At 42.2% G+C, this 25,284-nt stretch carries 26 protein-coding genes; 3 read left to right on the top strand and 23 right to left on the bottom strand.

Annotated features, from left to right (window positions below; all coding sequences use genetic code 11):
* Positions 1-147: 147 nt before the first annotated feature.
* From malQ to ACTNC6_RS10990, 4 genes are all read right to left on the bottom strand, one after another.
* A complete protein-coding gene (gene malQ, locus ACTNC6_RS11005; protein ID WP_441044112.1) occupies positions 148-1,653 on the bottom strand; it encodes a 4-alpha-glucanotransferase in 1,506 nt (501 codons plus the stop codon).
* A gap of 234 nt (positions 1,654-1,887) precedes the next feature.
* Positions 1,888-3,576, bottom strand: coding sequence for an AAA family ATPase (locus tag ACTNC6_RS11000; RefSeq protein ID WP_441044111.1), 1,689 nt, complete (start codon positions 3,574-3,576; stop codon positions 1,888-1,890).
* Between the two features lie 178 nt (positions 3,577-3,754).
* Positions 3,755-4,630, bottom strand: coding sequence for a transposase (locus ACTNC6_RS10995; RefSeq protein ID WP_441044110.1), 876 nt, complete (start codon positions 4,628-4,630; stop codon positions 3,755-3,757).
* Positions 4,539-5,186 carry an ISL3 family transposase gene (locus ACTNC6_RS10990; protein ID WP_441044109.1) on the bottom strand — a complete coding sequence of 216 codons (648 nt, stop codon included), beginning with the start codon at positions 5,184-5,186 and terminating at the stop codon, positions 4,539-4,541. The genes ACTNC6_RS10995 and ACTNC6_RS10990 overlap by 92 nt, the downstream gene beginning before the upstream one ends.
* 337 nt (positions 5,187-5,523) lie before the next feature.
* On the opposite strand from ACTNC6_RS10990, the gene ACTNC6_RS10985 reads away from it, so the two are divergent.
* On the top strand, positions 5,524-6,924 hold the full coding sequence (locus ACTNC6_RS10985; protein WP_441044108.1) for a relaxase/mobilization nuclease domain-containing protein: 1,401 nt from the start codon (positions 5,524-5,526) through the stop codon (positions 6,922-6,924).
* 53 nt (positions 6,925-6,977) lie between these two features.
* Here ACTNC6_RS10985 and ACTNC6_RS10980 read toward each other — a convergent pair whose 3' ends face one another.
* The 11 genes from ACTNC6_RS10980 to ACTNC6_RS10930 form a co-directional block, all read right to left on the bottom strand.
* Positions 6,978-7,259: a hypothetical protein gene (locus ACTNC6_RS10980; protein WP_441044107.1), complete on the bottom strand. Its 282-nt coding sequence runs from the start codon at positions 7,257-7,259 to the stop codon at positions 6,978-6,980.
* 11 nt (positions 7,260-7,270) lie between these two features.
* Positions 7,271-8,209 (bottom strand): DNA/RNA non-specific endonuclease, encoded by a 939-nt coding sequence (locus ACTNC6_RS10975; RefSeq protein WP_441044106.1) that lies wholly within the window; start codon positions 8,207-8,209, stop codon positions 7,271-7,273.
* Positions 8,206-11,634: a helicase HerA domain-containing protein gene (locus ACTNC6_RS10970; protein WP_441044105.1), complete on the bottom strand. Its 3,429-nt coding sequence runs from the start codon at positions 11,632-11,634 to the stop codon at positions 8,206-8,208. Before ACTNC6_RS10970 ends, ACTNC6_RS10975 begins: the two co-directional genes overlap by 4 nt.
* 8 nt (positions 11,635-11,642) lie before the next feature.
* Positions 11,643-12,041, bottom strand: coding sequence for a hypothetical protein (locus ACTNC6_RS10965; protein WP_441044104.1), 399 nt, complete (start codon positions 12,039-12,041; stop codon positions 11,643-11,645).
* 80 nt (positions 12,042-12,121) lie between these two features.
* Positions 12,122-12,790 (bottom strand): hypothetical protein, encoded by a 669-nt coding sequence (locus ACTNC6_RS10960; RefSeq protein WP_441044103.1) that lies wholly within the window; start codon positions 12,788-12,790, stop codon positions 12,122-12,124.
* A gap of 16 nt (positions 12,791-12,806) precedes the next feature.
* The gene (locus ACTNC6_RS10955; RefSeq protein ID WP_209345871.1) at positions 12,807-15,350 is read right to left on the bottom strand and encodes a dynamin family protein; all 2,544 of its coding nucleotides are present in this window, start codon (positions 15,348-15,350) and stop codon (positions 12,807-12,809) included.
* Positions 15,331-16,680, bottom strand: coding sequence for a dynamin family protein (locus ACTNC6_RS10950; RefSeq protein ID WP_441044102.1), 1,350 nt, complete (start codon positions 16,678-16,680; stop codon positions 15,331-15,333). The genes ACTNC6_RS10955 and ACTNC6_RS10950 overlap by 20 nt, the downstream gene beginning before the upstream one ends.
* A gap of 55 nt (positions 16,681-16,735) precedes the next feature.
* Positions 16,736-17,197 (bottom strand): hypothetical protein, encoded by a 462-nt coding sequence (locus tag ACTNC6_RS10945; RefSeq protein WP_441044101.1) that lies wholly within the window; start codon positions 17,195-17,197, stop codon positions 16,736-16,738.
* 13 nt (positions 17,198-17,210) lie between these two features.
* Positions 17,211-18,128, bottom strand: a complete 918-nt coding sequence (locus ACTNC6_RS10940) for a hypothetical protein (protein WP_441044100.1) — start codon at positions 18,126-18,128, stop codon at positions 17,211-17,213.
* Between the two features lie 25 nt (positions 18,129-18,153).
* Positions 18,154-19,122 (bottom strand): helix-turn-helix transcriptional regulator, encoded by a 969-nt coding sequence (locus ACTNC6_RS10935; RefSeq protein WP_441044099.1) that lies wholly within the window; start codon positions 19,120-19,122, stop codon positions 18,154-18,156.
* Positions 19,123-19,221: 99 nt separating this feature from the next.
* Positions 19,222-19,422 (bottom strand): helix-turn-helix domain-containing protein, encoded by a 201-nt coding sequence (locus ACTNC6_RS10930; RefSeq protein WP_441044098.1) that lies wholly within the window; start codon positions 19,420-19,422, stop codon positions 19,222-19,224.
* A gap of 150 nt (positions 19,423-19,572) precedes the next feature.
* Between ACTNC6_RS10930 and ACTNC6_RS10925 the strand changes: the two genes are divergently transcribed.
* Positions 19,573-19,677 carry a helix-turn-helix domain-containing protein gene (locus ACTNC6_RS10925; protein ID WP_441044097.1) on the top strand — a complete coding sequence of 35 codons (105 nt, stop codon included), beginning with the start codon at positions 19,573-19,575 and terminating at the stop codon, positions 19,675-19,677.
* 65 nt (positions 19,678-19,742) lie between these two features.
* The gene (locus ACTNC6_RS10920) at positions 19,743-20,087 is read left to right on the top strand and encodes a hypothetical protein (RefSeq protein ID WP_441044096.1); all 345 of its coding nucleotides are present in this window, start codon (positions 19,743-19,745) and stop codon (positions 20,085-20,087) included.
* On the opposite strand, the gene ACTNC6_RS10915 is transcribed toward ACTNC6_RS10920, so the two are convergent.
* From ACTNC6_RS10915 to ACTNC6_RS10880, 8 genes are all read right to left on the bottom strand, one after another.
* Positions 20,031-21,221 (bottom strand): erythromycin esterase family protein, encoded by a 1,191-nt coding sequence (locus ACTNC6_RS10915; protein ID WP_441044095.1) that lies wholly within the window; start codon positions 21,219-21,221, stop codon positions 20,031-20,033. The genes ACTNC6_RS10920 and ACTNC6_RS10915 overlap by 57 nt on opposite strands.
* 103 nt (positions 21,222-21,324) lie before the next feature.
* Positions 21,325-22,392 carry a hypothetical protein gene (locus ACTNC6_RS10910; RefSeq protein WP_441044094.1) on the bottom strand — a complete coding sequence of 356 codons (1,068 nt, stop codon included), beginning with the start codon at positions 22,390-22,392 and terminating at the stop codon, positions 21,325-21,327.
* A 52-nt stretch (positions 22,393-22,444) separates the two neighbouring features.
* A complete protein-coding gene (locus ACTNC6_RS10905) occupies positions 22,445-22,630 on the bottom strand; it encodes a hypothetical protein (protein WP_441036637.1) in 186 nt (61 codons plus the stop codon).
* Positions 22,631-22,670: 40 nt separating this feature from the next.
* Positions 22,671-23,186 (bottom strand): GNAT family N-acetyltransferase, encoded by a 516-nt coding sequence (locus ACTNC6_RS10900; RefSeq protein ID WP_427819996.1) that lies wholly within the window; start codon positions 23,184-23,186, stop codon positions 22,671-22,673.
* 41 nt (positions 23,187-23,227) lie between these two features.
* A complete protein-coding gene (locus ACTNC6_RS10895; protein ID WP_441044093.1) occupies positions 23,228-23,872 on the bottom strand; it encodes a tyrosine-protein phosphatase in 645 nt (214 codons plus the stop codon).
* 19 nt (positions 23,873-23,891) lie between these two features.
* Positions 23,892-24,089, bottom strand: coding sequence for a hypothetical protein (locus ACTNC6_RS10890; protein WP_441018190.1), 198 nt, complete (start codon positions 24,087-24,089; stop codon positions 23,892-23,894).
* Positions 24,090-24,260: 171 nt separating this feature from the next.
* A complete protein-coding gene (locus tag ACTNC6_RS10885) occupies positions 24,261-24,860 on the bottom strand; it encodes a methyltransferase family protein (RefSeq protein ID WP_441044092.1) in 600 nt (199 codons plus the stop codon).
* Positions 24,861-24,917: 57 nt separating this feature from the next.
* Complete coding sequence (locus ACTNC6_RS10880) at positions 24,918-25,262, bottom strand: hypothetical protein (protein WP_441044091.1); 345 nt, start codon at positions 25,260-25,262, stop codon at positions 24,918-24,920.
* Positions 25,263-25,284: the final 22 nt, after the last annotated feature.

The raw sequence follows: 25,284 nt of genomic DNA, 5'->3' as shown, positions 1-25,284 counted from the left end.
ACAGGTTATGTTTTAATTGATTATTTTTCTGGTTAATATTTTATCAGACATTACCCGAAAATCAATGCATTTTTTATCCGAAAACAGCGTTCCGGATATTATTTATATCCGAAACGCTGTCATCATTCCAATTATTTCATTATGTATTTAATCCCAGTTCTTACGTCCATAACGCAATGTCACATCATGGATTTCATTCTGAAGTTTTTTTGTAAGCTCTCTCTTCTTGATTCTCCATTTCCAGTTCGTACCAACTGTAGAAGGCTGATTCATTCGTGATCTGTTATCCAGTCCCATATAGTCCTGCATCGGGATGACACACACACGCGCAACACTGCGCATGATCAGACTGATGAAACATTTGTACAGTTCCTCCTCCGGTGTGGCATGATCGCACAGATAATCTCTTGCCAATTTTCTCTCAGCCGCTGTGATGCTATTCCACCATCCCACGATCGTTTCATTATCATGGGTTCCTGTATATGCCACACAGTTCTCCGGATAATTATGAGGCAGATAATCACTGGCACATCCGGAATCTCTGGAGTCAAACGCAAATTCCAGAACCTTCATACCTGGGAAACCACTTTCATATACCAGATGGCGTACAGAATCTGTCATATATCCCAAATCCTCTGCAATAACCTCTTTCCATCCAAGAGCCTGCTGGATTTTGCGGAACAGATCAATCCCCGGTCCCTTTTCCCAGTGACCGCCTGTGGCATCCTTGTCCCCGTAAGGAATAGAGAAATATTCATCAAATCCCCTGAAATGATCAATCCTTACCACATCATACAGCCTGAAGCAATAGCTCATTCTGGAAATCCACCACTGGTACCCTGTCTGTCTGTGGTAATCCCAACGATACAACGGATTTCCCCATAACTGACCAGTTGCAGAAAATCCATCCGGTGGGCATCCTGCTACTGCCAGCGGTACATTGTCCTGATCCAGCTGAAACAATTCCGGATGTGCCCATGCATCTGCACTGTCCATTGCCACATAAATAGGAATATCGCCGATGATCTGGATTCCTTTTGAATTTGCATAGGATTTCAGTTTCATCCACTGCTCGTAGAATTTGAACTGCATATACTGCTGGAACTCAATATCAAAATATAACTCCTCACGATAATAATCCATAGCATTATTCCAACGAAGTCTGATATCCTCAGCCCATTTTGTCCATTCTACACCCTCGAAGCGATCCTTTACTGCCATAAACAGAGCATAATCAGAAAGCCACCAGCTGTTCTCTGCTACAAATTTCTGATAATCAGGATTCTTACTGATTTCACTGTTCTCGTAAGCTTTTCTCAGAAGCGGATAACGGCCTTTGTAGATTTTTTCATAATCTACATCATCAAGCTTCTTTCCCCAATTTACTTTCTCACAGTCTTTTTTATCCAGAACCCCTTCTTCCACCAGTGTATCCAGGTCAATAAAATACGGATTTCCTGCAAATGTAGAAAAGGACTGATATGGGGAATCTCCATAGCTGGTCGGTCCCAGCGGCAGAATCTGCCAATAAGTCTGACCGGCTTCCTTTAACCAGTCTACAAATTCATAGGCGCTCTTGGAAAAACATCCAATTCCATAATCTGACGGCAAACTGCTGACCGGCATTAAAATTCCTGCTGCTCTTTTTCCCATAATTCTTGTCTCCTTCGCAATTCTTCACTTTTACTGTCTATACTTTATCCCAGCATACTTACCAGTTTACATATAAGCAGCTTTTTCCTACCTTATGCGCAATTGTTTTTTTTATTATATCTATTTTTTGTGCAAATTGCAATATAACTTTCATGTTATCCATTTTTTGTGCCCCCTAATCATCATCACTTAATTCTTTTCGTCATCTTGTCAGGAGGATGCTCTGAGATTCCTTTATTTAACTGCCATTACTTTGCATTTCTTTTTGTAAAATGCAATACCGTATTTCAAAATATGCTCTATCCCCTCTTCCAACAGCTGCTCTTCATATCGTCTGTCTTCTATCTGTTTTAATGCCTCTTCACTGACAGCCTCCAGGTTCCCTGTTTCGGCATATTTTATTTCTATAATGATTCCTGTTTCCTGATCTTCTGTTTCTATCAGAATATCACTGTATCCATCACCTGATTCTTTATTTGATGACACACTCCAGTTCTGCTGAAATCCAAGAATTCCAAGTAAAATCCCATGATAAAAATTCTCTTTCATCTGTTTTTTTACAAAGGTATCCCGAATACTGATGGTCCTTTTCAGATAATTGTTCAAACTTTGTTCTACCACTTCGGAATTTCCATCTTTTAGTGCATTACAGAATTTTTCAAGTGCTTCTCCATTCTCAGAAACGGTTTTCTTAAAATAGTCCATAATCTGTGTCAGAAAAATATTACGTATTTCCATATTTGGAATGGTAAGCATGAACGTATTTGCATCTTTTCTTCCGGTCTGTGTGAGATATCCCGTAGTAAAAAGGACACTCCATAGGTTTTCAATTGAAGCATACATATCCTGATATGTCAGTTCCTGATGAATCTCCTTTACAATTGTTTCTCCTGCTATCAGTTTCTCAATTTCTTTTCTAACAGTTCCCTTATCAGTCTCCTGAATAAAACGTTTCACAGCTTCATTACTGCTGGTATTAGACCAGTAATTCTGTGGCTGCGCTATATGGTTTATACGCAATTCGTCACAATAATTTATCACATCCCAGGGACAGTAAACCTCTACATTTCCAAACTGATATCCGTCATACCACATTTTTATTTCATCATAATGCTCAGAAAGCTCATAATATTCCAATATATTTCTTACATCACTGTCTGTAAATCCAAAATATTCATCAAACTGTACATCTGCTACCGACAAAACTTTCAGATTATTTAATCCTGTAAAAATACTCTCCTTTGAGATACGCATACAGCCTGTAAGCACAGCAAACTTCAGACTGTCATTTGTTTTTAATGCATTTTCAAACAAGTTACGGATCAGCAGAGTCATTGAATTGTAATATCCCAATTCATATGCCTTCGCCAGAGGCACATCATATTCATCAATCAACAAAATAACTTTCTGACCATGATGTTTCTCCAAAAGTTCTGACAGAATTCTCAGACTGCTGCACAGAACAGATTCCTTCATATTCGGCAGAAGCAATGATTTGAACGCGTCTTTATCATATTCTGTCAAACATTCACTGTCCAATAAATACTGAAATCTACGCGCCTCACCATTTACAATCTGTATTGCCATATCACAGGCTTTTTCATAAGTTTGCGCGCTGATACTCTTCAGGGAAATAAAAATCACAGGGAACTTTCCCATATATTGTTCACAAAGATAAACTTCTCTGGAAATCCTTGTGCCTTTAAAACAGTTCTTATCACTGTTTAATTCAAAAAATGCTTTCAGCATACTCATATTCAATGTTTTACCAAATCTTCTCGGACGTGTAAACAGATTCACCTCCGCCCAATTATCTAGAAGTTCTTTGATAAGCATCGTTTTATCTACATAGTAAAAATCTTCTGCCTGAAGCTTTGCGAAATTTTCTATTCCTATTGGAAGTTTCTTTTTAATTTGTTTCAATAGACACACTTCCCTTTATATTTGATATACTAAACTCTAACTTTTATAAAGTGTAACATATTGTTATTGAATTCGTCTATCAAAATTTCTTTACATTCCACAATGTTTCTATTAATACTGCATCGGCTACAGTCTGTTTATTGTAAAATAAAAATGGTTCTTGCGCATTTGTTAGTATCTAATCAGCGATACGATACATTAGCTTAGCCTGCAGCAATTGCTTACTACATCGTCCATACATGGTACGCTTGACCATTTTGAGTTTACTGTTAGTTCCTTCCACAAACCCATTACTCAGATCACTGGCAACGGCATTTTCAACTGCACTGATATCCTTTTCCAGACCATTAGCAAAACTAGAAAGTTCCTTTATTTCGGAGGTCTTGTAGTGATCTATAAAAAGATATAAAAGCGGCAAATTTTTCTTACTGAAGAGATTACGAAATTCTTTGATACACTGCTCAACTTCCCAAAGGATTGGCATTTGTTCCCACAGGAAATCCCTGTGATTTTGTGTGAGTTCTCTATTCATCCAGAGATAATTGAAGATACCTTTCCTGGTTATATAATCAATATCTGTTTTTTTGTTGCCATCATCATTGTATTTGGCCGAACCATTGCAGTATTTCCTGATTTCCAGACCATTTGCAGATGCAACCTTGCATATATACTGTCTGGCATTTGTAAAAGTTCCAGCATATCCCAAATCCGCCAACTTTCTGGCTATCGCAGACTGGGTCAGACCACTTTGTATGCTTTTGATAATAAAATTGGTATATCTTTCCAGTGATCCGTGTACATTGCTGTGACATAGTTTGTTGGGATCTCCCACCAGATATTTTTTTACGGTCCTACGATCTTTTCCTGTGATCTGTGAGATTTCCTGAACAGAAAATCCGTCTTTGTGGAGTGCCTGTATCTGCTCAATGAGATTTCGACATTTTTGCTCTTTTTCCGATAGGCTATCCACATTCAACAGGATTTTTTTTACCTGCTTCCATCTGGTATGTGGGTAAATCTGCATTATTTTCAAATGAATTAACAGGAATTCCATTCGTGGCAGGAACCTCCCGTCCAAGGATTTTATTCACAGCCTCCATCAGATTTTGATGAAGATGGAAACGGTCTGCAATCTGCATGCAGTCGGGAAGAATTTCTTCCACTGCTTTGGCATAGGCAGAAGCTCGGTCTCTGGTTACAGTGGTTACATGCTTATTTTGCTTCAGCCATTCTTTCAGGGCTGTACCATCCCTTCCATCCAGAACCGCTACAGGATTATGTGTTGCCTCATCAACTATTATGGTTCCATACGTGTGCCGCTTTTTAAATGCGAAATCATCTATGCCAATGGAAGAACCGCATGTTTCAGCCGGTTGTTTTGAATATCTTTTCAGCAGTAAACGGATGATAGTGTCTCCACTGATTTTTATGTTCATGGATTTCATAATCCTGGCACTGGCTTCACAGCTTGTCTCAACTGCAAGCGCACAGGCAAAATCTTCAAGACGGTTTGTCATCCTGCTGTTGTAACTGAGAAATCCGTCAAATGTCTCTGTTGGTGCAAACAGTGCGCAAGTATCGCTGGTACACTCATAATCATAAATCTGCATATCCAGCATCACCTGTTTTCCCAGTATGGGAAGGTCTTGTACAGTACGATGGTGTGCTCCATGATGCTGATGCAACAAAGCGCCACATCTGTGACAAGTGCAGGATGTACTTGTGGAATGCATGTGAATGATGATTTCATCATCTGTATCCTCAACACTGAGTATCGCCAGATCAGAGGGATAAAACGACTGTAAGTCTTAATATAGCCATGATATGAATCCTTTCATTAGTATAGGCTTATTATACTCCTTATGCAGTCATTTTAAAATAGGCGAATACTAATTTTGAGGAAGTCACCTACGGGTGGCTTTTTCTTTTGGAAAGGATGTGATGTGAGTGGCGGCAACAAGACTGATTGCGCTCCATGTAAACAAAGGAAAAACGGTTGCCCAGTGTCTGGCTGACCGCACCGATTATTCGCAAAATGCGTCAAAGACCAATGACGGTGAATTTATCAGTTCTTATGAGTGCGATCCCAAGACTGCTGATGAAGAATTTCTGCTTTCCAAACGGCAATATCAGCACATCACGGGTAGACAGCAGAAGAACAATATCATCGCTTATCAGATTCGCCAATCTTTTAAGCCCGGAGAAATAACACCGGAAGAAGCAAATCAGGTTGGCTATGAAACGGCAATGCGCTGGACGAAGGGCAAACACGCTTTCATTGTGGCAACCCACATCGACAAAGTCCATATACACAATCATATCATTTATAATTCCACTTCCGTTGATTGCTCCCGGAAGTTCAATAACTTCTTCCTTTCCGGGCTGGCAGTACAGAAACTGAGCGACCGTGTTTGTGCGGAGCATGGACTTTCCATTATCACGCCGAAGCCCTACCGGGAGCGTCAGAAACGAACGGTTTTTCCGAAAAAGCGAACCCAGCGTGACGAGCTTTGTGAAGCAATCGACTCGGTACTCAAAGAGAAGCTCAAGAGTTTTGAAGATTTTGTTCAGGCTCTTGCTGATATGGGATTCGAGTATAAGGATGGAAAGCAGCCAGCATTTCGGGGAAAGAAACAGAAGCGATTTATTCGTCTGCGTTCTCTTGGTGAGGGATATAGTGAAGAAGAACTCCGTGCCGTTATCTCCGGGAAAAGCCTGCACAAGTCTAAGGGTGGTTTCCGGCAGGCTCCTGAACAGAAGCAGTTCCACCTTCTCATTGATATTCAGTCTAAGATGGCAGAGGGAAAAACGGTTGGGTATGAACGCTGGGCAAAGAAATACAACCGTAAAGAAGCTGCCAGGACAGTATGCCTTTTGAAAGAAAAAGGCGTGGACAGTTATGAGGATTTGGTTGCCCTCACAGACAAGCTGACCACTCGCTTCTCTGAACTTTCCGATTCCATTAAGGTGGCTGAGAAACGAATGGTTGAGATTGAGGCATTGCAGACCCACATCAACAATTACTCCAAAACCAGAAAGACCTACGAAGCGTATCGCAAATCCGGGTACAGCAAAAAGTTCTTTGAAGAACATCGTGATGAGCTGATGCTGCATAAAGCGGCAAAGCAAGCCTTTGACCAGCTGGATGGAAAAAAGGTTCCTTCCCGTCAGGCTCTGCATGAGGAGTTTAACCGGTTATTGGTTGAGAAAAAACAAGCCTATGCGGAATATCGTCAGGTGAAGAAAGAGATGCAGGAATATCTGATTGCCAAGCAGACTGTTGAGACTATCCTGAGTATCGACAAGAAGAAGGAACAGGAAAAAGAAGAAAAGAAGCCCCTGCGTTAATTAAAAATGCCACGGTTTATGCTCTGAAAAGGGCATAGACCGTGGCTTTCTTTTTATGAGTTTGAAGTAAAGGAGAATTTATTGACTTCTCCAGGACGGTATTCCGGACAAGATCTGATGAATTTCGCAAGCTGCTTCACAGTGCTATCAAAGTCTTTTTCTTTGATAATTCCGCTGTCAATCATGTCATAGCATTGGTGTTTTACACCACCAATGAATGCGAAGAATTCAACAGAGAAACTTTTGTCGCTGATATTTGCACGAACCTCTAACTTTTCAGCATTTGGCACAAGCTGCATCAGTTGACTAATAACATATTTTCCTAAATCCGTCATTTTCTCGCCTCCTATTCTGCATCAATGTACACTTTAGTTCGATGGTTTGTACCATTTTCGTCAGTGTATGTAATATTTACGGTCGTTTCGGTAAGTTCTCCGTTTTCGTTATATTCCTCTTTAATTGAGGATATTTCACCATTTGTGTCGTTGAGTTCTTCTTGAATAGCATCTTTTCCGTTCTCAGGAACCTCATCCTTCAAGCCACCATCAAGGTTGTTATCGAATTTGTAGACGGTTTTAACTTCGTCAGCAGTTACGGTTACGGTCATAGTGTCTGGTCGTTTAGAGTCACCAGAGTAGCTTATATCGGTAGTTACGGTAACGTCTTTGCCCTCATCCAAGGCAGCCTTAATATCGTTTTCCATTCGCTTGTAGTCGCTTTGGTTTATCTTGGAATCCATTGCAACCAAGTTGCCAGCACCACCATCACCATTAAGATCACGACCAACAATATGACCACCTTGGTCTGATGGACGACGATCTTCGCCACCCGCCTGAAGCTGGGCATTTACATCTCTTGGGTTCTCAGGACTCCTTTTGGGCGTAGCTTCACAACGAATGATTCTACCTTGCTCATCGGTTGTATAGGTACTACCATTCAATTCGTAGGTTGTATTTGGTTCAAGCTCTCCATCTTTCAAATATACAGTGCCATTATCATCTGTTTTGGTCACGTTTTCATAGGTTTTTGCATCAGGAAGTGTCACAATAGTACCATCATCAAGTGTCACTGATCGAGGATTGCTTTCTTCCAGCGGAGTTGTTTCCGAAATATCTTCCTTCATAGATACACTGTCTGGCGTTTCTGCTTTGAAAATATCTTCCAATTTGCTTTTAAGATCATCCAGCGTTGGAACAGAGGGCTGGTCTCTTTGTTCCATCCGTTCCCCGGCTTCTGGCACTTTTATATCATCGGGTCTAAATGATTCTTGGAAACTACCAATCATTTTACCATGCCCTCCTTTCGTCCCATTTCAATCAAATAATTAAGAAGATTCTTAGTCAAAGCACTTTCTGTAATGTGGGCATTCCAGTATGTGACTAAGTACATAATGAGCTGGCTACACTGTTCCGGGAGTGGAGCAATAGATGGTGTAAGATGTTCAATGATAAAACGCTTCTGTTGTTCAAAATCATATTTGGTTTTTGCCAGTGTAGAAAATGCGGTTTCAGCAGAGAATAGCTCATAAGCAATCGCGGCAGCCAAGTCAAACTTTTTAGAGTTCGGTGCCGATGCGTAGTCAAACAGTCTGCATTTTGCCGCAACAGGAATGTTTGAAACAATGAGTTCTTCATCAACGGTATCAATCAAATGCATTAAATCTTTCGCAATCAGGCGACTAATAATCTCACCTTTGATGTCACGATACTCTGCGGTTTCTTTTGTTTCAAACTTATATTCTGGGTCATCACTGGAATACATTTTAACCTTACACAAAACGGATTCGATCCAGTCATTTTGATAAATGGCTGCAACACCCTTGTTGAGCTTAGAAAGTTCAACAATTTGTTCATCTTTCAAACCAGCAGCTCGACCAACAAGTTCACGATCAGAGTATTCAGGCAGACGCATGATGATTTTTGTGTTTGTATTACGAATAACCGCCATATCCAGCATACCCGGCGCTTGATCCGCAATGATAAAGCCCTCTCCATAAGTTCTCATTTCTGCGATTGCGTTAGTAAGCATTTCAACAGACTTTCCTAACAAGTTTGACCCTTCGGTAGACTGTTCGGTAGATGTCCTCTTTAAAAGGTTGTGGGCTTCTTCAAGAACTGTAACATGGTTGAGGGCTACATTCATGCCATCACAGGTTGCAATTCTGTGTTCCTGGAGCTTCATAACCAGTAATCCCATTATCAGCGATTTTGTTTCAGAAGAACCAACTCGGCTCAAATCTATAATGACATTTTTATCGAACAATTCCTCTGCAGGGATTTCGTCGGTAGTGAAAACAAGCCCGTTAATTCCGTTTGTCAGAGAACGAAGTCGGGTGCTTAATGCTCCCTTATAGTCGCCCTTATTGTCACTTGAATACTGAGACATATCCATAACTTCATCAATTTGCTGAAGGACATCAATGAAATTTGGGAAGAGTCTCTCATTATATTTGTTTTTGGATTTGCGTAAGTCCCATCCGGCATTGATATAGGAACGCTCAATAGCGTCCTTTAAGATGGCGGGCATAGCTGCGTACATTGGCCAGCATACATTAAATATCTCAACGAGCCTGTCCAAATGTTCGTAGATATGAACTTCTTTTGGAAAACTGAATGGGTTAATTCTTAGAAGTTCTGTAAGTAGCGGATTAGTTCCATACACAGAGACATCACTTCGTCCACCGAATACATTTTTGTATTCGCCTTTAGCCGGTTCGATGACTAAGAACCGAACCCCGTTTTTAAGAAGTTCGGACAGAATTTGGTAAACAGTATTGCTTTTACCTGAACCGGTTGACCCTGTTATAAAGGTGTGCATAGAAAGGCTTTCCAGATCCAGCTCCACCTTTGTATCGGTATCTTTTCCAAAGTGGCTAACAACACCTAACTCTATATTTTTTCCCTCGTCCTCCGCATGGTTGTTGGAAAGCACTTCCTGGGCAAATAAAGCGTGTTCGATAACCGGAAGTCCTTTTACGGATTTTCTCGGCAAGCCGAGCTGGATGGCAAGCTCGTTTGTGCTTGCCAGTGCCGTTGCATCTACAAAAGTTTGACGATTTACGACATTATCCGCAAATTTGTAGAGGAAAACAGGGTGCATGAAATTTACTACATACTTGGAAATGCCCTTAACTCGTTCTTCATCTGTCCAGGTATTAACAGCGGCAATTTCCAGACCGCTTTGATTACCGGAAATGAGGGAACGGTACATACTTGCAGCTGTTTCCGCTTCAGCCGCACTTTCACCAAGAAAATATGCGGCAAAGTCCCACATACCAATGCTTTCACATTCATCAAGTCGTTCAAGTTGTTTTTCAAGTCGCTCAAGTGTGTTTATCAAAGATTTGTTTTGTACATTGAGGGTAACAGCCTGAGAATTTCCAAAAGTATCTGTAAGAGCCTTGGTGTGTGCGTAATTAGTGGATATGCTATGACCTTCATTTTCGCTGTACTGTGTCCCAGACCCAATAGATCGAGTTTTGGTAGAGCTTTCGTTTTCGCCTACGGTATCTCCGATGGACTTAGAGGAATTAATTCCAAAAGTCAGATTCTGCGAAATAGAATCAGAGATTGAATCAGTATGGGAGGTTCCGTGGGTTTTACCACGGGAAACACTGGATGTAACGCCAGCATTGGCCTTAACAGGACCGACGTCACCGCCAACACCTGCATACGTTCCTACTGTTTTTGTTGTGGTTTCAGAATCAGATGTGCCTTCTGCTGTTCCAGTAGTATGGCTCTTTCCGAGTCCAACAGATGTGCTATTTCCTTCGGTGTCTGTTGTTGTATGGGCTAAATTTGTGCCATGAGTTTTTGCATCGGATTCACTCAGGTTTGTGCTTGTGCCTGTCGTGATTCCGGCAGAATCTGTGTTAGTTTCCCCTTGAGTATCGCTGTCAGATGTGCTGGAACTTTTGTTCAAGGCATAGTTGTACTGCATATTTGCGAAAGGGGACATGAGCGTATAAATGCGCTCATATTCCTTTCTTGTATTTACTAAGTCGTGATGTTCAAGGTTATTAGCAATGCAGATGGCGGTAAACGCTTTGCCTTGCATACTGTAAATGAACTTTTCAAGACCCTGGATAAAGTTCTTATTCTCGAAAGAGTCCTTGTCTTGCTTATAGTCCGCAATACAAGTGACACTTGAAATGGCCCCAATATCCAGTTTGTCGAGATCTGCCCTCATATCCTCGTTAAAGTAATCGTCAGTTTTGCTCCCAGGAAATAATCCTAAAAGGCTTTGTTCAAGCAACTGACGCATTGTACCACCGGAAAAGCGGCTATTTCTGGAACGAACTCCGAGATAGAAGTCGTTTGTCTGACCGTCGCTCTGAATCATCAGCACCAATGTACAAGGTTTGTTAGAAAGAGCGTTGAAGATGGTAGCCAGTTTATGAACAGAAAACTCATCTTCCTGATATACAAGTTCTGAAATACGGAAGAATTGAATTTGCTCAAGGGCAGAAATAGTTGCATCATCTATCGGTACAACAGAACAGTTTTGGAGTGAAGGTACATAATTCTTCATTACTTCGTTATCAACGATAGAAAGGCAGTTTTGCAAATTGTTTTGCAGCGTATTGAAATTAAAGTCTCTTGGCGACTCTGCATAAATAGCAGCGGGTCTGGCAGATTCAACTATTTCTACCCTCTCTGCCTGTAAAGGCTCTGCTTTGGATTGTAGAGTCTCGTTTTTCCACTTTGCCAATTCAACATTCACCTTCCTTTCTTTTCGTACTTCTCAAATGCGAAATACAGTCTTTCGGTTTCTACTGTTTGATAATCACCATAGAACGCTCTGGAATAAAGCATATATCCACGAAGGTATCCCTGAGAAATTAGTGCGTAAACATCATAGGTTTTATCGCAGAATGCAGTTGGAGTTCCAAGTCTTCTCTTTGGTGATAAAAGTCGAAGCCGTCCAAGCTCAGGATCACCGTTTCTTACACGCTTAAAAACAACAATTTCAATGACCTCATTCGTAACAGGGTCAAATCTATATCGGTACAGCTTTTCGAGCGTAGATGATACATTGAAAATAAATTGTTCGGTTTGAAAAATCTGGTGTAGCGTGTTACCTTTAACTAATGATAAAGCATCTGTTTTTCTGTCCACAGGAGCAGACTTGACTAAATTACCTCTTTGATTTACTTGCGGCGAAGTGGGATTATCGTTCCCTGTTCTGCGGGATTGCGTTATTTCAGGAGCAGGATAAGAACGACTGCCACCGTAACCGCCGCTACTGCAATCCCTATCGCTTTTTTTGAGAATCCATCTCCAGTCTGAGACTGTGTCTGTGCCTGCATACGACGCTGCTGTTCCATTCTAGCTGCTCGTTCTCTGGCTTCACGCTCTTGATGAGCTTTGTTTTCAGCTTCCAGCTTGCGCCGTTCTTCTTTAAGTTGCCGTTCCTGAAGTTCTGCTTTAGAAATAGAGGGTTTCTTCGGTGTTACATCAGGCTTAGGAGTGATATTCGTAACTTTCTCTGTTTGAACAGGATCAGCTTTTGGAGCAACGCTCTGCTGAATCGTGTTGTTGGTGGCACGTTCTGCAAGGATTCTTTGAACTTTATCAGCCAAAAAGACCTGTGCCACATCACGCATATGAGACATTCTCTTGTCAGAGAAATTTTTGATGAGATCCATTTTGAGGCTTGTCCAGTATTCTTCGGTCCAGTTAGCCTTGTTCTCGCTGAAAGGAGTCAGTTCAACATGAGGTTCAAGCAAGCCGGGTATGGACTTGCAGTAGTTGTATTCCTCCTCATATCGAACAAAGGTAGGATCGACATCAAGAGAGTCAACGAAAATGTACTTTAATGATTTTATATCACCGGAATCGGCGAATTTTTTGATTTCCGTATTCATTTTGCCCTCACTTTCTTTACATATCCAGGATAGAGTTGATCTCGTTCATGTTGGTTTCAATCCATTCGAGGATGTCCTTATTCTTCTGGAGAGTCTCTCGCTTTTCGGATTCGTCAGTAGCACACTTTTCAAGTTCTGCATACTTGGAAGCAATAATCTCATCCAGTTCAGTGAAGATGCGAGAGAATTGCGCCTTCATTGCTTCAACCTGCTCCTCAGCAAATCCCAATGCGCTTTCTGTTCCTTCGTCCAGATTGCGGCGCATCTTGGCGATAAGTGCCTGCTGAATCAATGCGGTAGAAACGCTGAATTTTTCAATATGCTCAGTTTTTTCCTCAAATACATCTCTCATGATCGTCTTGTATTCGAGGACTGTCTTATATACATCTTCATCCTTGTAGTCATCGACGGTTTCATAAACATCTTCCTCTTCATAACCACCGCCGAATATTCTGGCAATTTTTGCAAAGAAGCCAGATTTCTTTACTCGTCTTGTACCAACCTTCTCTCTGTGCGAGCCAACTTTGACCTTTCGAGTTCCAACTTTTTCCTCATGAGAGCCAACAACAATTTCTTCTTCTTCCTGACCAACCTTTTCGTAATAGGTTCTTTCCTCGTAAGTGGTTTCACCAATATCTTCAACGGTTTCAGATGCGAAGTCATCGGTTGTCCAGCTTTCGGCAGTCTCACGCATTGTGTTCAAAGCGCCCTTGATGAGGTCGAGTGTCTGGAAATCAAGCTGCTCATCGTTGGAGGATTCATCAAATTTGGAGACTTTCTCCTGATACTCCATAAGTAACCGTTCACCGGTGCTGACAATTTCACGATTGATTACGCTTTCCAGTTCGGAAGTCAGTTCTGCCATTGCATCAGAGCTGAAAGTGCTGAACTGATTAACAAGCCGCTTTGCTTCGTCACGGCTGGTCAAAGTCTCGCCATAAGGTCTGAAAATCTTATTAGACTTGGTTGTAGCATTCTGCTTCAGCTGCTCAGCCTTTTCAGTGATGATAGGCATAGGATCAAGATCGGCGATTTTCTGCTTAAAGACTTCAGCTTCCTCGCCATCAGCAATTTTCTGTCTTACTGCCGCTGCTCGTTCAGCACAAGCCTTAGCAGCCTTTTCATCGGTGGCAACACGGGTTTTAGCCTTGACAAGAACTTCGCTGCTTTCAAGAACTTCCTGGAAAGATTCAACCAAGTCTTTAATCTTTTTGGTTTTGGCGTATTTCTTAACATAGGCAGTAATAGCAGCTTCAATGGAATAGATACCGGAATGAATCAATGCCTGCTCCTTGGTATCACCGGATTCAATCGCTCGACTCAAACGGAAATTTAGTTCCTGCTGGGCGCTCGGAGAGAGTGTGGAGTATTTTTCAAGGTGCATAGACTCAAATTCCAAGAATTTGTCGATCATAAGGAGCGTATCTCTTGCAGAGATTGGAAGCTGGCGTTCCTGCGCTCTTGTTAGATTGTCAATATCAATTCCGGCAAGATCGGTTTTGATATTCAAAGCCGTGAACGCAGAACAAGGGAACAACTGGGGATCGTCAATGCCATAAGAAGCAAGGTATCTCTTGGCGGAGAGAATAGCTTTTTCAATGCTTTCCTCCTGAGGATTGAACTGATCCATCTTGTTGATAACAAACAAGAATCTATCTCGAACCTGTTTGCCGCCTTTTTTAATTTGATCTGCGACATAGTGGAGCAGAGCGGCATCATCATTGGTACTCAGCTGAGTTCCGTTCAAGACATACAAAATGAGATTATTGGAGTCATTGTTAATTGCTCTGTATGTGGTGTTCTTATGGGCCTGATTCTGAGAGTTGTTGGGACCCGGAGTGTCAACAAGCATAAGAGCGGTACTCTTAGAATCAAGGAAAGGAATATCACCTTCGGTCGAGATACGATGAACATTCGGGTTGTCATTGAGTTCGTTCATTATTTCGTAAGTCAGATGAGGAACTTCCTGAAGAACAACATCATCTTCATCATAAACAACCGCTGCAAAAGTAGGATCATCAGCGTCAAGAATTTCTGTGATAGTAGCAGTACACGCTTCGTTCTTGGAAGGCATGAGCTTTTTTCCAAGCAACGCATTGATAAGCGTAGATTTACCGGAACTCATCGTGGCGATGACATTTACGGGGAAGATGGCGTTGTTTGTGTTTTCAAAAGCCTTAGTCAATTTGGCATCTCTAAAGTCATCAAGAGGACCTTCCTGCAAATCCTGAAAAACTTTGACGATTTTCTCGTTAATGTCTTCATCGCTCTTTCCTGCGATGTATTTCATGTTGGAGACTTTGATAATGCCTTCCTTCTGTGCCTGTTCAAAAGCATCTTCAAAATCGTCCCAGTCTAATGCCATGCCGCAATATTCCAGAGAAAAATCCAAAGTATTCAGTTCCTCACGAAGCATTTTAGGAAACTTGCCAATCCACTCCTGAAGACGTTTTCCTTTTGTGACTTTGTAGAGGATGCTGTCAGTGGAAACATCTCTACCATTTACTTTTACTGTTGTTTCAAGTCGGTACGGATTGTACTTAACATATACCTGTGCCATTTGCGTTCCCTCCATCGTATAGATTTGCAATTATTTTTTCAAAATGTGCGAACCCGCAATTTACAAACAGTGCATCTACTTCATTGGTCGTTGAAATATGCGGACAGCCGAGTTTTTCTTCGTAATAGTCAGCCAATCTTTGTGTTTCAAACTTGTCCATGTAGTTTTCCATCTCTCTACGCTCAATTCTACTAAATTCGTCTGTTTTACTCTTTTTGACCAAGTAAGCAGCACGAGAAGAAACCGGACAGATTACTGGATTTTTGAATCCTTTAGACACAAGAAATTTTCTTTGGTTTTCAATAGAATCAAGGTAGTTATCATCCTCAGAAATCAGCTGGTCAACCTTGTTCATAACGAAGATTATCTTAGTTCGTCCAAGTCTCTGCTTGACAACTTCGAGATGATGTTCCTCGTCAGTGGTGCCAAGTTGTGTAGAGTTAAGAACATAAATCATCAGGTGGTATTTTCGAGATTTAATCATTCGTTGACTAATTTCGGTATGCTCTACATTTTCGCTTGAATTTACCCCTGGAGAATCGAACAGAATAATTCGTTTGCCACCAAGTTCTCCATTGAAGAATGTGCCAACGGTTATTTTGTAAGATTTATTATCCTCGTTATCACTTAACAGATCTTCCTTTGATGCGTCCATAGAAAGATCATGATCATATTCACTCGATACACCATCTTCGATAGGTTTTGAAATAATGGTGTGTATTTTACTGGTGCAAGCCATATTTTGCATTAGGCTGATGTTTTTGCCTACCAGCGAGTTAATGAGTGTTGATTTGCCAGCACTCATTGTTGCTGTAATCAAAATGTTGTACGATCTTGCGTTAATAAAGCTGGTGTTTTTCTTGACAAGTTTCAAATAGCGTTTGAATCCTTTGGTCAAATTGTTTTTAAGTACATCTTCCCAAGCCGATGGGCTACCGAGTGCAGCTTCAAACTCTAAAGCAAAGAATGCTGCATGTTCTTTTGGCAAGTCAAAGTCTGAAATAATTCTGTCGATTATTGTTTTAACCTTTTCTGATTTGACGACTTTTGAGTGAAATCCAAGCATTACCGCCAGATCGTAAGGTAGCAAGTAGCAAAAGCGAGGATCAAATGAAATGTCCATATTATATACAGGCACTTCTTGCTCATCACATAAAGCATCTTTGTAAAACTTAATCTGTGCTTTTGTGTATTTCCTTTTATCCCATCTTACAGCCCGAATCAATCGTCTGAGATACATGAAGTATTGAGTTCGTATGTCAGTAGTTTCTTTTAAGATAGGGTTAAAGGTAATGATCTGTGTGCTTGCAAAAATGTCTTGTTGATTCACATCTTTTACCTTTTCCTTTCCTGCTATGTTGTAACAGTGTTTGCTACAACTGCATTTATTTGAACTGTTTCGCCAGCTCATTCAGTGATGCTTTTGAAATCTCTAAAACAGCATTTTCCTGATATTTTGCAAAAATGATATATCCATCGTCGGAAAGATACACAAATGCAGATTTTCCTCCGCCCATTTCAGCATGAGGTTTTCCGTAAGCTCTAATCAGCTTATCTACCGTATCAGGCTGCTTTGGCTCGATTGTATTATTTGAAACAAGGTGTATCCCGGTTGACCAAAGATGTTTCAAATCTGAATCGAAGAAGCAAACCGCTTTAAGTAAAGAATGGAGCTGATTGCTGTTTCGTTCTTCTTGGAAATACAGAACCATCCAAAGGTCGTTTTTGTTGTAAACAACAAATGACTGGAGTGAGAAAGCCGGAGTTCCTAATTGTGAAACCACGATGCGTTTTTCTGTATTAAGTAACATTTGAAATTTTTCATACATTGCTTTGTCCTCAGCCACAATAAACACCTCCTTACTTGTCCTTGATTACATAGAAGCCAATGAAGCGAGAGTACATTCCTCGATTACATTTAGAAGGATCTTTGATTGTGTTACCGGATTCATCAAATATTGTTGGGTTAGTGGTTCCTGGTTTGTGTGACCAATAGCCGTTTTTGTCTTTTACATAAAAGTGGAAGTCAGAACCGAAGCCAGGAATACGAGGAGATGTTACAAGAGCAAACATTCTCTCATTTTTTTGTGGCCGATAAGATGCAGAATCAACTTCAACCATCTTTTTCCCCAAAGCATAAAAATCCATTTTCATGTATTTCTCGAAAACAGCTTTAACTTCCTTGTCAGAGCCATACTCCATAATCGTCCCTAATTCTTCGGAGGTGTCCAGACCGGCAAAGTGACCAGGAGACGGTTTTTGCTTATAAGCTGTCCCGTTTAGTTCTTTAGGCATTCCATAGGCATACGCCATGCAATTTGGACCCGCCCTTTTGCTAGATGAGTATAAGCTCTCATTAGTAAATTCATCAAATGCTTCAAAAAAATCAAGGTTGTTTGAGCCGATGATTGGAGATTCACTGCGATATCTGAGGAACATATCTTTCGGATCAAAACCAAATTCGGCAAATAGGTCTCGATGTTTGCCAACATCGTTCCGAATAGTTGACGAGAGAAAATGTTCTTCTTTATAGCCAAAGGGAGCAAATATTTCTTCATGTGATTTTTTTCCAGTCCCTGTGAAGGAAACTTCTACAGAAGTCCCATCTGCCAGAGAGATATGCTCCTTGGATTGTCCTGTGTAGTCCGGTTCCGATGTAGAAAAGAGTTGCTCAAGGCTGTCTTTCAATGTATCTAAACTGGGAGAATCATTTTTGCCTTTGTCCGGCATCTCTGGTACTACTTCGTATAAACCGATTGTTTCAAATTTTTGATTCATGCCAAGCTCCTCATTGAGTATATTTCTACAAATTATAGTTTGCGTTCATTTTTGTGATTTCAATTTTCATTTCTTCAACGAAATCTTCAGGTGCCGTTACTTTAACACGGCGACCTTGACTTAGAAGCCACATCTTAATACCATCTCCGTAAACTTCTGCTTCAATGGTATAAGTTCTGCCGTTTCGTTCAATGACTTTGGCAGTAGGGAGTTTATCAAGAACTGCTTGGATGGCAGAACCAGTAAATTCAAATTGAATGGTTCTCAGTTTACCAGGCCACATGAATAAACTTCTCTGTCGAAGGAGTCCCTCATCAAATTCGGGAGCTTCATTACAAGTGAATTTCTTTCTGTGTTCAGTTATGTACTTAATCCTGTCTACACGGAAGTATAATGGCTTATCAGGATCACCTTCTGTGTTAAAGGCTATCAGATAAAAGAAATTGTCAGTGAACATCACAGAAGCCGGGCGTATGCGATGCGTTTTCCATGCTCGGTCTGCACGATAATATTCAATCGTTATTTCCTTTTTTTCTGTGATGCAGTTTACAAGTTTCCAAAGCGTTTCCTGGACGCTAACACAGTCATGTTTGATTTCAGTGTAGTGGTACAGTTCTTTACGGATTAAATCATTTAGCATCGGACGATCTTTTGCGGTTGTAAAACTTTTGAGTTTGTTAGTCAGTGTTAAAAGTTCTTCTTTAGAAAAGGCTCTTGAACCAATCATTACTTCAAGCAAGGCGACCAATTCCTGATTGGTAAGAAATTCATCCATATATAGACGGTAGCATTTTGACTGACTGGAGTAGAGTAACTCTGTGTTTCCTACTAACTGCCTATGATCTGCAAGGAAAGCCTTTAGATCGTTAATATCTCGGCTGATGCTTTTTGTTGAAACACCATATTCTTCTGCAAGCCTCTGAACGGATAAGTCTTCACCTCTAAGACCACGGAAAAAGACTTCTAATAATCTATCATGCTTTGTGCTTTCCATAAAAACCTCCATTCTTGGTCTGCTGGATTCCCCTGTTTTTGAAATCATTATATAAAAAGTGGTGGACAGATGTATGTCTCAGCAAACCATAACAGAGGATCATTTTTCGGGTTCTTCTTGTTCGATAACAGTATCGTCAGGTACAAAATCCATCATATCTCCGGCATTGCAATTCATAACCTCGGCAATCTTCAGAAGTACAGAAAGATTTACCTCCTGATTTCGCCTCAGTTTTGTAAATGTTGCAGAGGATAGTCCAGTCCGCTTGCGAAGTTCGGCTTTTCCGATTTCTCGTTCCACACAAATACCACAGTTTTTTATAGCTAACTTTCAAAATGTATCCTCCTTTTAATCATACTGTGTCTATTATAATCCTCAGGCATTGAAAACTCAATAAGTTAGTCTGGAAATAGGCTACTTTGACGAAAAAAAGATTATACAATCAACAAAATGAATCGAGGAGACAATGTGACAACGGACACACTTGTGAAAATCTGTACCGTCCTTGGCTGTACATTTGACGATATTATGGAAATGGTTCCGGATGAAAAATGATGTCCGTTTTATAGGACAGTACTCTTGTTATACTATATACTGAGAGAAGATGGAGAGAATCGAGAATGGAACTAATAAATAATACGACAAAAACGCTTCGAGATGATTTGGCTACTGAGATCAAGCAAGGAAGTAAACTTTCTATCGCAGCAGCTTGTTTCTCGATTTACGCTTTTCAAGAATTGAAGAAAGAACTTCAAGGTATAGATGAGCTGAGATTTATTTTTACATCGCCTACCTTTACAACAGAAAAGGCGAAAAAAGAAAAACGAGAGTTTTACATTCCTCGCCTCAATAGAGAGCGCAGTTTATATGGAACAGAGTTTGAAGTTTCCTCCCTCCATATTTTTTCATTAATGCTTTATATCTGTTGGTGTCGCATTTATCACAATAATCATTCCGTCATATAATTCTGCTGGGACATCATTGATTCTATAGCTATTTGGTAAGATCTTATTCAAAAAGCTATAACCCTCTCCGAGTGATCCCATCAGCATACTCTGATTGATAATTTTCTTTATTTTTTCTGATTTTTGCAGTTTATCAAAATCAAGATACGTCATATCCATCCCAAGGGCATACGCTGTATTTGCCAAAGGATCAGCAGAATAAAATTTTCGCGTAATTCTTTTTCCATTTTTTCCAGGCAAATTGCATTCTGTTTTGTAAAAATCTGTGCCAATGACAAAATAATCATCACCATATTTTTCAAACAGTTCTTCACCCATGAATGTAGTATATGTACTCTTCTTTGCCACATGTCCGTTATGCCCCGAAATCATAAGCATAGATTCGTTTGCTTTCTGAACATGCTCATAAATCCAGTCGATGTTTTCAGCCATATAATGATCCCTTATTTTTGCATAATCTACATTTGACGCATTACTAAGCTCCTGATTTTGCAGATAACATCTCGCTGCCTGCGCATACATTTCCATCCCCGGTATATTCTTTAAAGTATCCGCAGCATCTTCCATATCGGTATACTGCATCTTAAGTTCTGAAAACGCTTCATCTACACATTTTTGATCCAAGTCGGAGTTTTGCATATCAAACCCATAAAAGCTTAACATCTCTTCCGGTTTTGCCTGTTTATTATAATCTGCCATATAGCGAATCAATGCCCTCATTTCATCCGTCTGGTAAATATGAAAAGCAAGTGCTTTCACTGCATCATCTTCCGTAATTTTCCCCTCACCGTGTATATATTGATTTACCAATAAGCATCCACCATAATCTGCTTCTAAGGCAAAGGCCTTGCAGTTATATTCCTCTACCATTTTTCTAAACATATCAAGCTTTAATTCCTGAAATTCTTTATTTCCGTGGGTCGCCTCTCCAAGAGCAAATATCTTTACATTTTCCGGTATCGCAATATCATCGATTTCCTCTGCAACTTTCAGAAATTCTTCATTATTTACCTGTGTTCCGGAGTTCATGCCCCCATAAGATATATATCTTATGAATGCCATGATTGCAGCTCCAAATAGAAACGCCACGATTATCTTTCCAATATATCGCTTTTTTGCATGATCTTTTTTCATCCGTCAACCAACTCCTCTCATCTTTTCACGCTTATAATTTCGAAAAATCTGACACCTGATATCACACACGGCTCAATATGTGTATGTTCAGGATATGTGGTATTTACATTTTCAAAACTAACAATTTCCACTCCGCCCCGTCCTCGTCTATCCAGGTATCCGTACCGTTATAGGTAAAACGGCGTTCAATACGGTCCATATAGGTTCCGTCCGCCAATTTATATACTGTTGTCGTGTCGCCACGGAGATTCACAAGCTCCACCACATCCGCTCCCGGATAACTCGTTTCACTCTCATCCTCGCCGCCCCTGCCGGACTCGCCCTCGCCCTGGGACCAGCACAGCAAAAGACCCTTGTATTCCGTATGCATGAAAAGTACGCCGTCTGTTTTCTCCGCCGTAAATTCCATTTTCATGGAGCTTCCTTCAAAATCATTGGTCATATCGGCATAGAGGATGTTTCCGCTCAGCGAATATGTTCCGGTTCCGCCGTCCGCTCCAATGTGCCATGAGATATGGCCATCGCTTGTGATCTCCATGCCGCTGCCGAACTCCATAGCGCCGGGGATCGCCTCCATAGCGGTGACATTGTCTTTTTCATCTCCCACCAGATGCCACGAGCCGACCAAATCGTCCGCTGTCACGGCATCCGGATTATTATGCTCCTGCACCGGCGGCACAATGGAAACGGAGGTGTCTGTCGATTCCCTGGTAGGAGCCTCAGCGGGAAGGATTTCTTCTTCCACAGTGGAATTCGACGGCTCCGGTGTCTCCGCCGGTTCCGTACTCGCAGGCACTTTTTCCACATCAACGTGGATCCTGCCCTTTGCATTCTGCCCCGCAACGACGATTGCGTAGGGACCGTCCACAGGAACCTCCACGGTAAATTCCGTCACGGTTCCGTCTCCCTGATAGAGCGATGTTCCGTCCGGTGACGTAATCTTCATCTCCAGCGACCCTTTCACCGTCTCGAATAAAATTTTGAGCGTATCACCCTGCTTCAGTTCCAGGGTGTGGGTGTCCGTGCCGTTCATGATTTTGACATCCAAGTGGTATGAATCCGCGTTCTTTGCGCTGCTTCCGTCAAAGGCGGAGCTAGACGCGCACCCGGCCAGAGATAGCAGGAGAGCACAGACGGTCATAACAATAACGAAAAATTTTTGCTGTTTCATAATGGTTTCCTTTCAGGGTTCAGATTTGGTTTGATTGAACATGATCAAGTTGCTATTTCTTATCCATATTCATCCGAATCACATTAAAAAGGTTTGACAGCAATATGCACGCCAATGCGATTGCCAATGGTGTCGTGGTCTCATTTCTGTCAAAAATGCTGACGCACAGAAAGATCACACCCGCTGCGATCAAACCTAAACTTGCTATGATGAAAAGTTTATTCAATATTTTTTTCATTTCATTTTCTCCTCTTTCAAAAAATCTTACTCATGACTGCTTAGCGCATGTCCCGGTTCATCAGATCAAAGTCAATGTACTGCCCGTTCAGCTTAAAGAAGGCCGGGAAGGTACACAGCTTGCGGAAGCCGAACTTCTCATAGAGCCGGATGGCGCGGAGATTGTCGCTTCGGACCTCCAGATTGATCTGCTCAAAGCCGTTTTCCACAGCAAACGCAAGAACGGCTTCCATGAGCGCGGAGGCGGCCCCGTAGCCCCAATAGGCTTTTCGCACGCTGATCCCGAACTCGCCCCGATGGCTCATGCGCCTCGGCTTGCGGTTCAAACTGGCATCTCCGATGATTTGACCGTCCGCCCAGGCAAGATACTGCACATTGTCCTTTGAAGCGACCTGCGCGGCCAGATACTGCGTTTCCGCCTCTACATCCAGCGGTACGCCCTCCGGGCCGAAGCTGAGATTGTCCGTCTCTCCGCCGACGCATTTCAAATAGTCCAGCAGGGCGGCGGCGTCCTCCGGCCGCGCCTGCGTAATCATAAACGGTGCATTTTTCTCCATACTCACTTATATACCTCCAGGTTTGATCCGATATTTCGTTTCTATATATCCGCTTCTCCGGTAAAAACGCTTTGCGCTTTCTCCTCGATTTGGGAAAGGGCAGCCAAAACCTTTTTTATATTCTCCTCTCTTGGGAGAATGGTATGAATGTTTACCTCCGGATGCTCCGCAGCGAACGCTTTCAGGAAGTCCAACAGGTTGTCCTTCGTTTTCATGTAATCCTCGATGATCACGCTGTCGCTGAATCCGAGCTGTTTCAGCAGGATCGCGGAAACCACGCCGGTTCTGTCTTTTCCCGCGCCGCAAAAGTACAGCACATTGCTTTCCGCCTTCACAATGGCACAAATGATCCGCTCCATCTGTCCATCTATCATCTTGACATAAGCATCGGCAACAGAATCCGGAGATTCTGGTACGGCTCCGCCCCCGGTAACAGGCAGATGATAGTAGGTAAACCCGCTTTCCGTCTCCAGTCTGCACGGCTTTTCTGCATATTCAGTCTTATCTCGCAGGTCAATGATTGTAGTAACGCCATTTTTTCGCAGCCAGCTGACTTCTTCATCCGAAAGGCACCCCGGATAATCGCTTCTGATATACCGCAAGGTTCCCGTGGGCAGCGCTCTCGTATTCCTCGTTGATTTCAGCAAAGAACCCATACGGTTGCCCTCCAATCCTCCTTTTGGCAAAAATTCATTGGTATCCTCCTCACAATTTTTTTACGCACATACCGACCAGCAGTCCGACGAGCATCCCCATAGACAGGGTGACGCCGATGTACTCCGGGAAAATGGTGCCAACGGCGGCCCCGAAGCACATCCCCAGGCTCATCCCCATGGCCTCATAGCCGTTTTTCTTTTCCTGCTTCTTTTTCTTTTCTGCCAGTCCGGCGAAGAACACAGCCAAGCGATCCCGGCCACCACCAGCGGCAGCGCCGCCATCATAAAGTCACGCATAAATTTTCACTCCCTTTTTCTTTTAAGACACCACTGCGCAAAGACCGCCTGACGGCTTTGTGAGGTGTTGCCTTTACTCTACAACAAAATCTGTCCAATCAATATGGTTATACACCATCCTTTATCGCCGCCCAAGATAGCGGAATGTATGCCGCTTGTATTCCCGGTACGCCGCGCCGAATGTTTCCTCCAGATACCGTTCCTCCTGCAAAATTTGTAAATGCAGCATCACAATGGCAAACACCGTAAGCGGCACGGTCAGCAAGTTACAGTACATCAGCATCACACCGATATACATGAGGTCAAAGCCGAGAAAGGCCGGATTGCGGCTGAACCGATAGATGCCGGATGTGACCAGCTCTGTGCGATCCTGATCCGGGATGCCCGCCCTCCAGCTATCCTTCATACTGAGAACGGAAAGGAGAAAGATCAGATCACCGATCATCCCGGTGCCAAAGCCGGTAAAGCGAGCGTTTGCCGCAAGGCAGCTCCAGCCTAACGCTATGGACACAATCTGTGCAATCACAACGCCCAGCGTGGCCATGCTCATCAGTAGTTCCACTGTGTGAATGGACTTTTCTTTCCGCTGTCCGATTTGCCGCGTCCGGATGCCGCGGCGCTTCTGCGCCAGCATCTTGGCAAAATATATGCCGTAAAACACTGCCAGCACAAAAAGGGCAAGCAGGGAATAAGGGAGAAGTTCTTCCATCGGATATTTCATTATGCAACTCCTCAAATGAATCTTGTTTTAGCCATGAGCAAAGCGCAAGGCAACCTGTTACTTTTTTTGATTCTTCCTTGTGCAGGCCACTCGGATAAACGGTACAAGCAGCAGAAGACATACCAGAACAGAGCCGCTCAGCTGCCCGTAGGACATCCACACATTTGATTCCGGCTGGCAGGGATAGATCGCCGCCACAACTACCCGGAAAATCCAAAGGGCCAGCAAAAAGCCGTAGAGATAGAACGCCTCCGGGTTTCCTGCAAACACCTTTTTGCCCCACAGGATCACGGTAAGGCTCAGCCCGGACAGCAAAAAGGAAAAGCACAGGTTTACATAATTGATGGGAACCACCAATGTCTCATAGGGGATATAGGAAGCCCAGTCAAATATCCACGGCACGGTAAAGTGCCACAGCCCCACC

The sequence above is a fragment of the Blautia sp. HCP3S3_C4 genome, from assembly GCF_052064095.1.
GTDB lineage: Bacteria > Bacillota > Clostridia > Lachnospirales > Lachnospiraceae > Blautia_A.
This window is presented reverse-complemented; position numbering and strand designations above follow the sequence as displayed.

Excerpts from the sequence above, each read along its gene's own strand:
- malQ (WP_441044112.1), bottom strand. The coding sequence starts at position 1,653 with ATGGGAAAAAGAGCAGCAGGAATTTTAATGCCGGTCAGCAGTTTGCCG.
- ACTNC6_RS10995 (WP_441044110.1), bottom strand. The coding sequence starts at position 4,630 with ATGGAATTCCTGTTAATTCATTTGAAAATAATGCAGATTTACCCACAT.
- ACTNC6_RS10990 (WP_441044109.1), bottom strand. The coding sequence starts at position 5,186 with ATGCAGATTTATGATTATGAGTGTACCAGCGATACTTGCGCACTGTTT.
- ACTNC6_RS10980 (WP_441044107.1), bottom strand. The coding sequence starts at position 7,259 with ATGACGGATTTAGGAAAATATGTTATTAGTCAACTGATGCAGCTTGTG.
- ACTNC6_RS10975 (WP_441044106.1), bottom strand. The coding sequence starts at position 8,209 with ATGATTGGTAGTTTCCAAGAATCATTTAGACCCGATGATATAAAAGTG.
- ACTNC6_RS10960 (WP_441044103.1), bottom strand. The coding sequence starts at position 12,790 with ATGAATACGGAAATCAAAAAATTCGCCGATTCCGGTGATATAAAATCA.
- ACTNC6_RS10955 (WP_209345871.1), bottom strand. The coding sequence starts at position 15,350 with ATGGCACAGGTATATGTTAAGTACAATCCGTACCGACTTGAAACAACA.
- ACTNC6_RS10940 (WP_441044100.1), bottom strand. The coding sequence starts at position 18,128 with ATGAATCAAAAATTTGAAACAATCGGTTTATACGAAGTAGTACCAGAG.
- ACTNC6_RS10935 (WP_441044099.1), bottom strand. The coding sequence starts at position 19,122 with ATGGAAAGCACAAAGCATGATAGATTATTAGAAGTCTTTTTCCGTGGT.
- ACTNC6_RS10925 (WP_441044097.1), top strand. The coding sequence starts at position 19,573 with ATGAATCGAGGAGACAATGTGACAACGGACACACTTGTGAAAATCTGT.
- ACTNC6_RS10920 (WP_441044096.1), top strand. The coding sequence starts at position 19,743 with ATGGAACTAATAAATAATACGACAAAAACGCTTCGAGATGATTTGGCT.
- ACTNC6_RS10915 (WP_441044095.1), bottom strand. The coding sequence starts at position 21,221 with ATGAAAAAAGATCATGCAAAAAAGCGATATATTGGAAAGATAATCGTG.
- ACTNC6_RS10910 (WP_441044094.1), bottom strand. The coding sequence starts at position 22,392 with ATGAAACAGCAAAAATTTTTCGTTATTGTTATGACCGTCTGTGCTCTC.
- ACTNC6_RS10905 (WP_441036637.1), bottom strand. The coding sequence starts at position 22,630 with ATGAAAAAAATATTGAATAAACTTTTCATCATAGCAAGTTTAGGTTTG.
- ACTNC6_RS10900 (WP_427819996.1), bottom strand. The coding sequence starts at position 23,186 with ATGGAGAAAAATGCACCGTTTATGATTACGCAGGCGCGGCCGGAGGAC.
- ACTNC6_RS10885 (WP_441044092.1), bottom strand. The coding sequence starts at position 24,860 with ATGAAATATCCGATGGAAGAACTTCTCCCTTATTCCCTGCTTGCCCTT.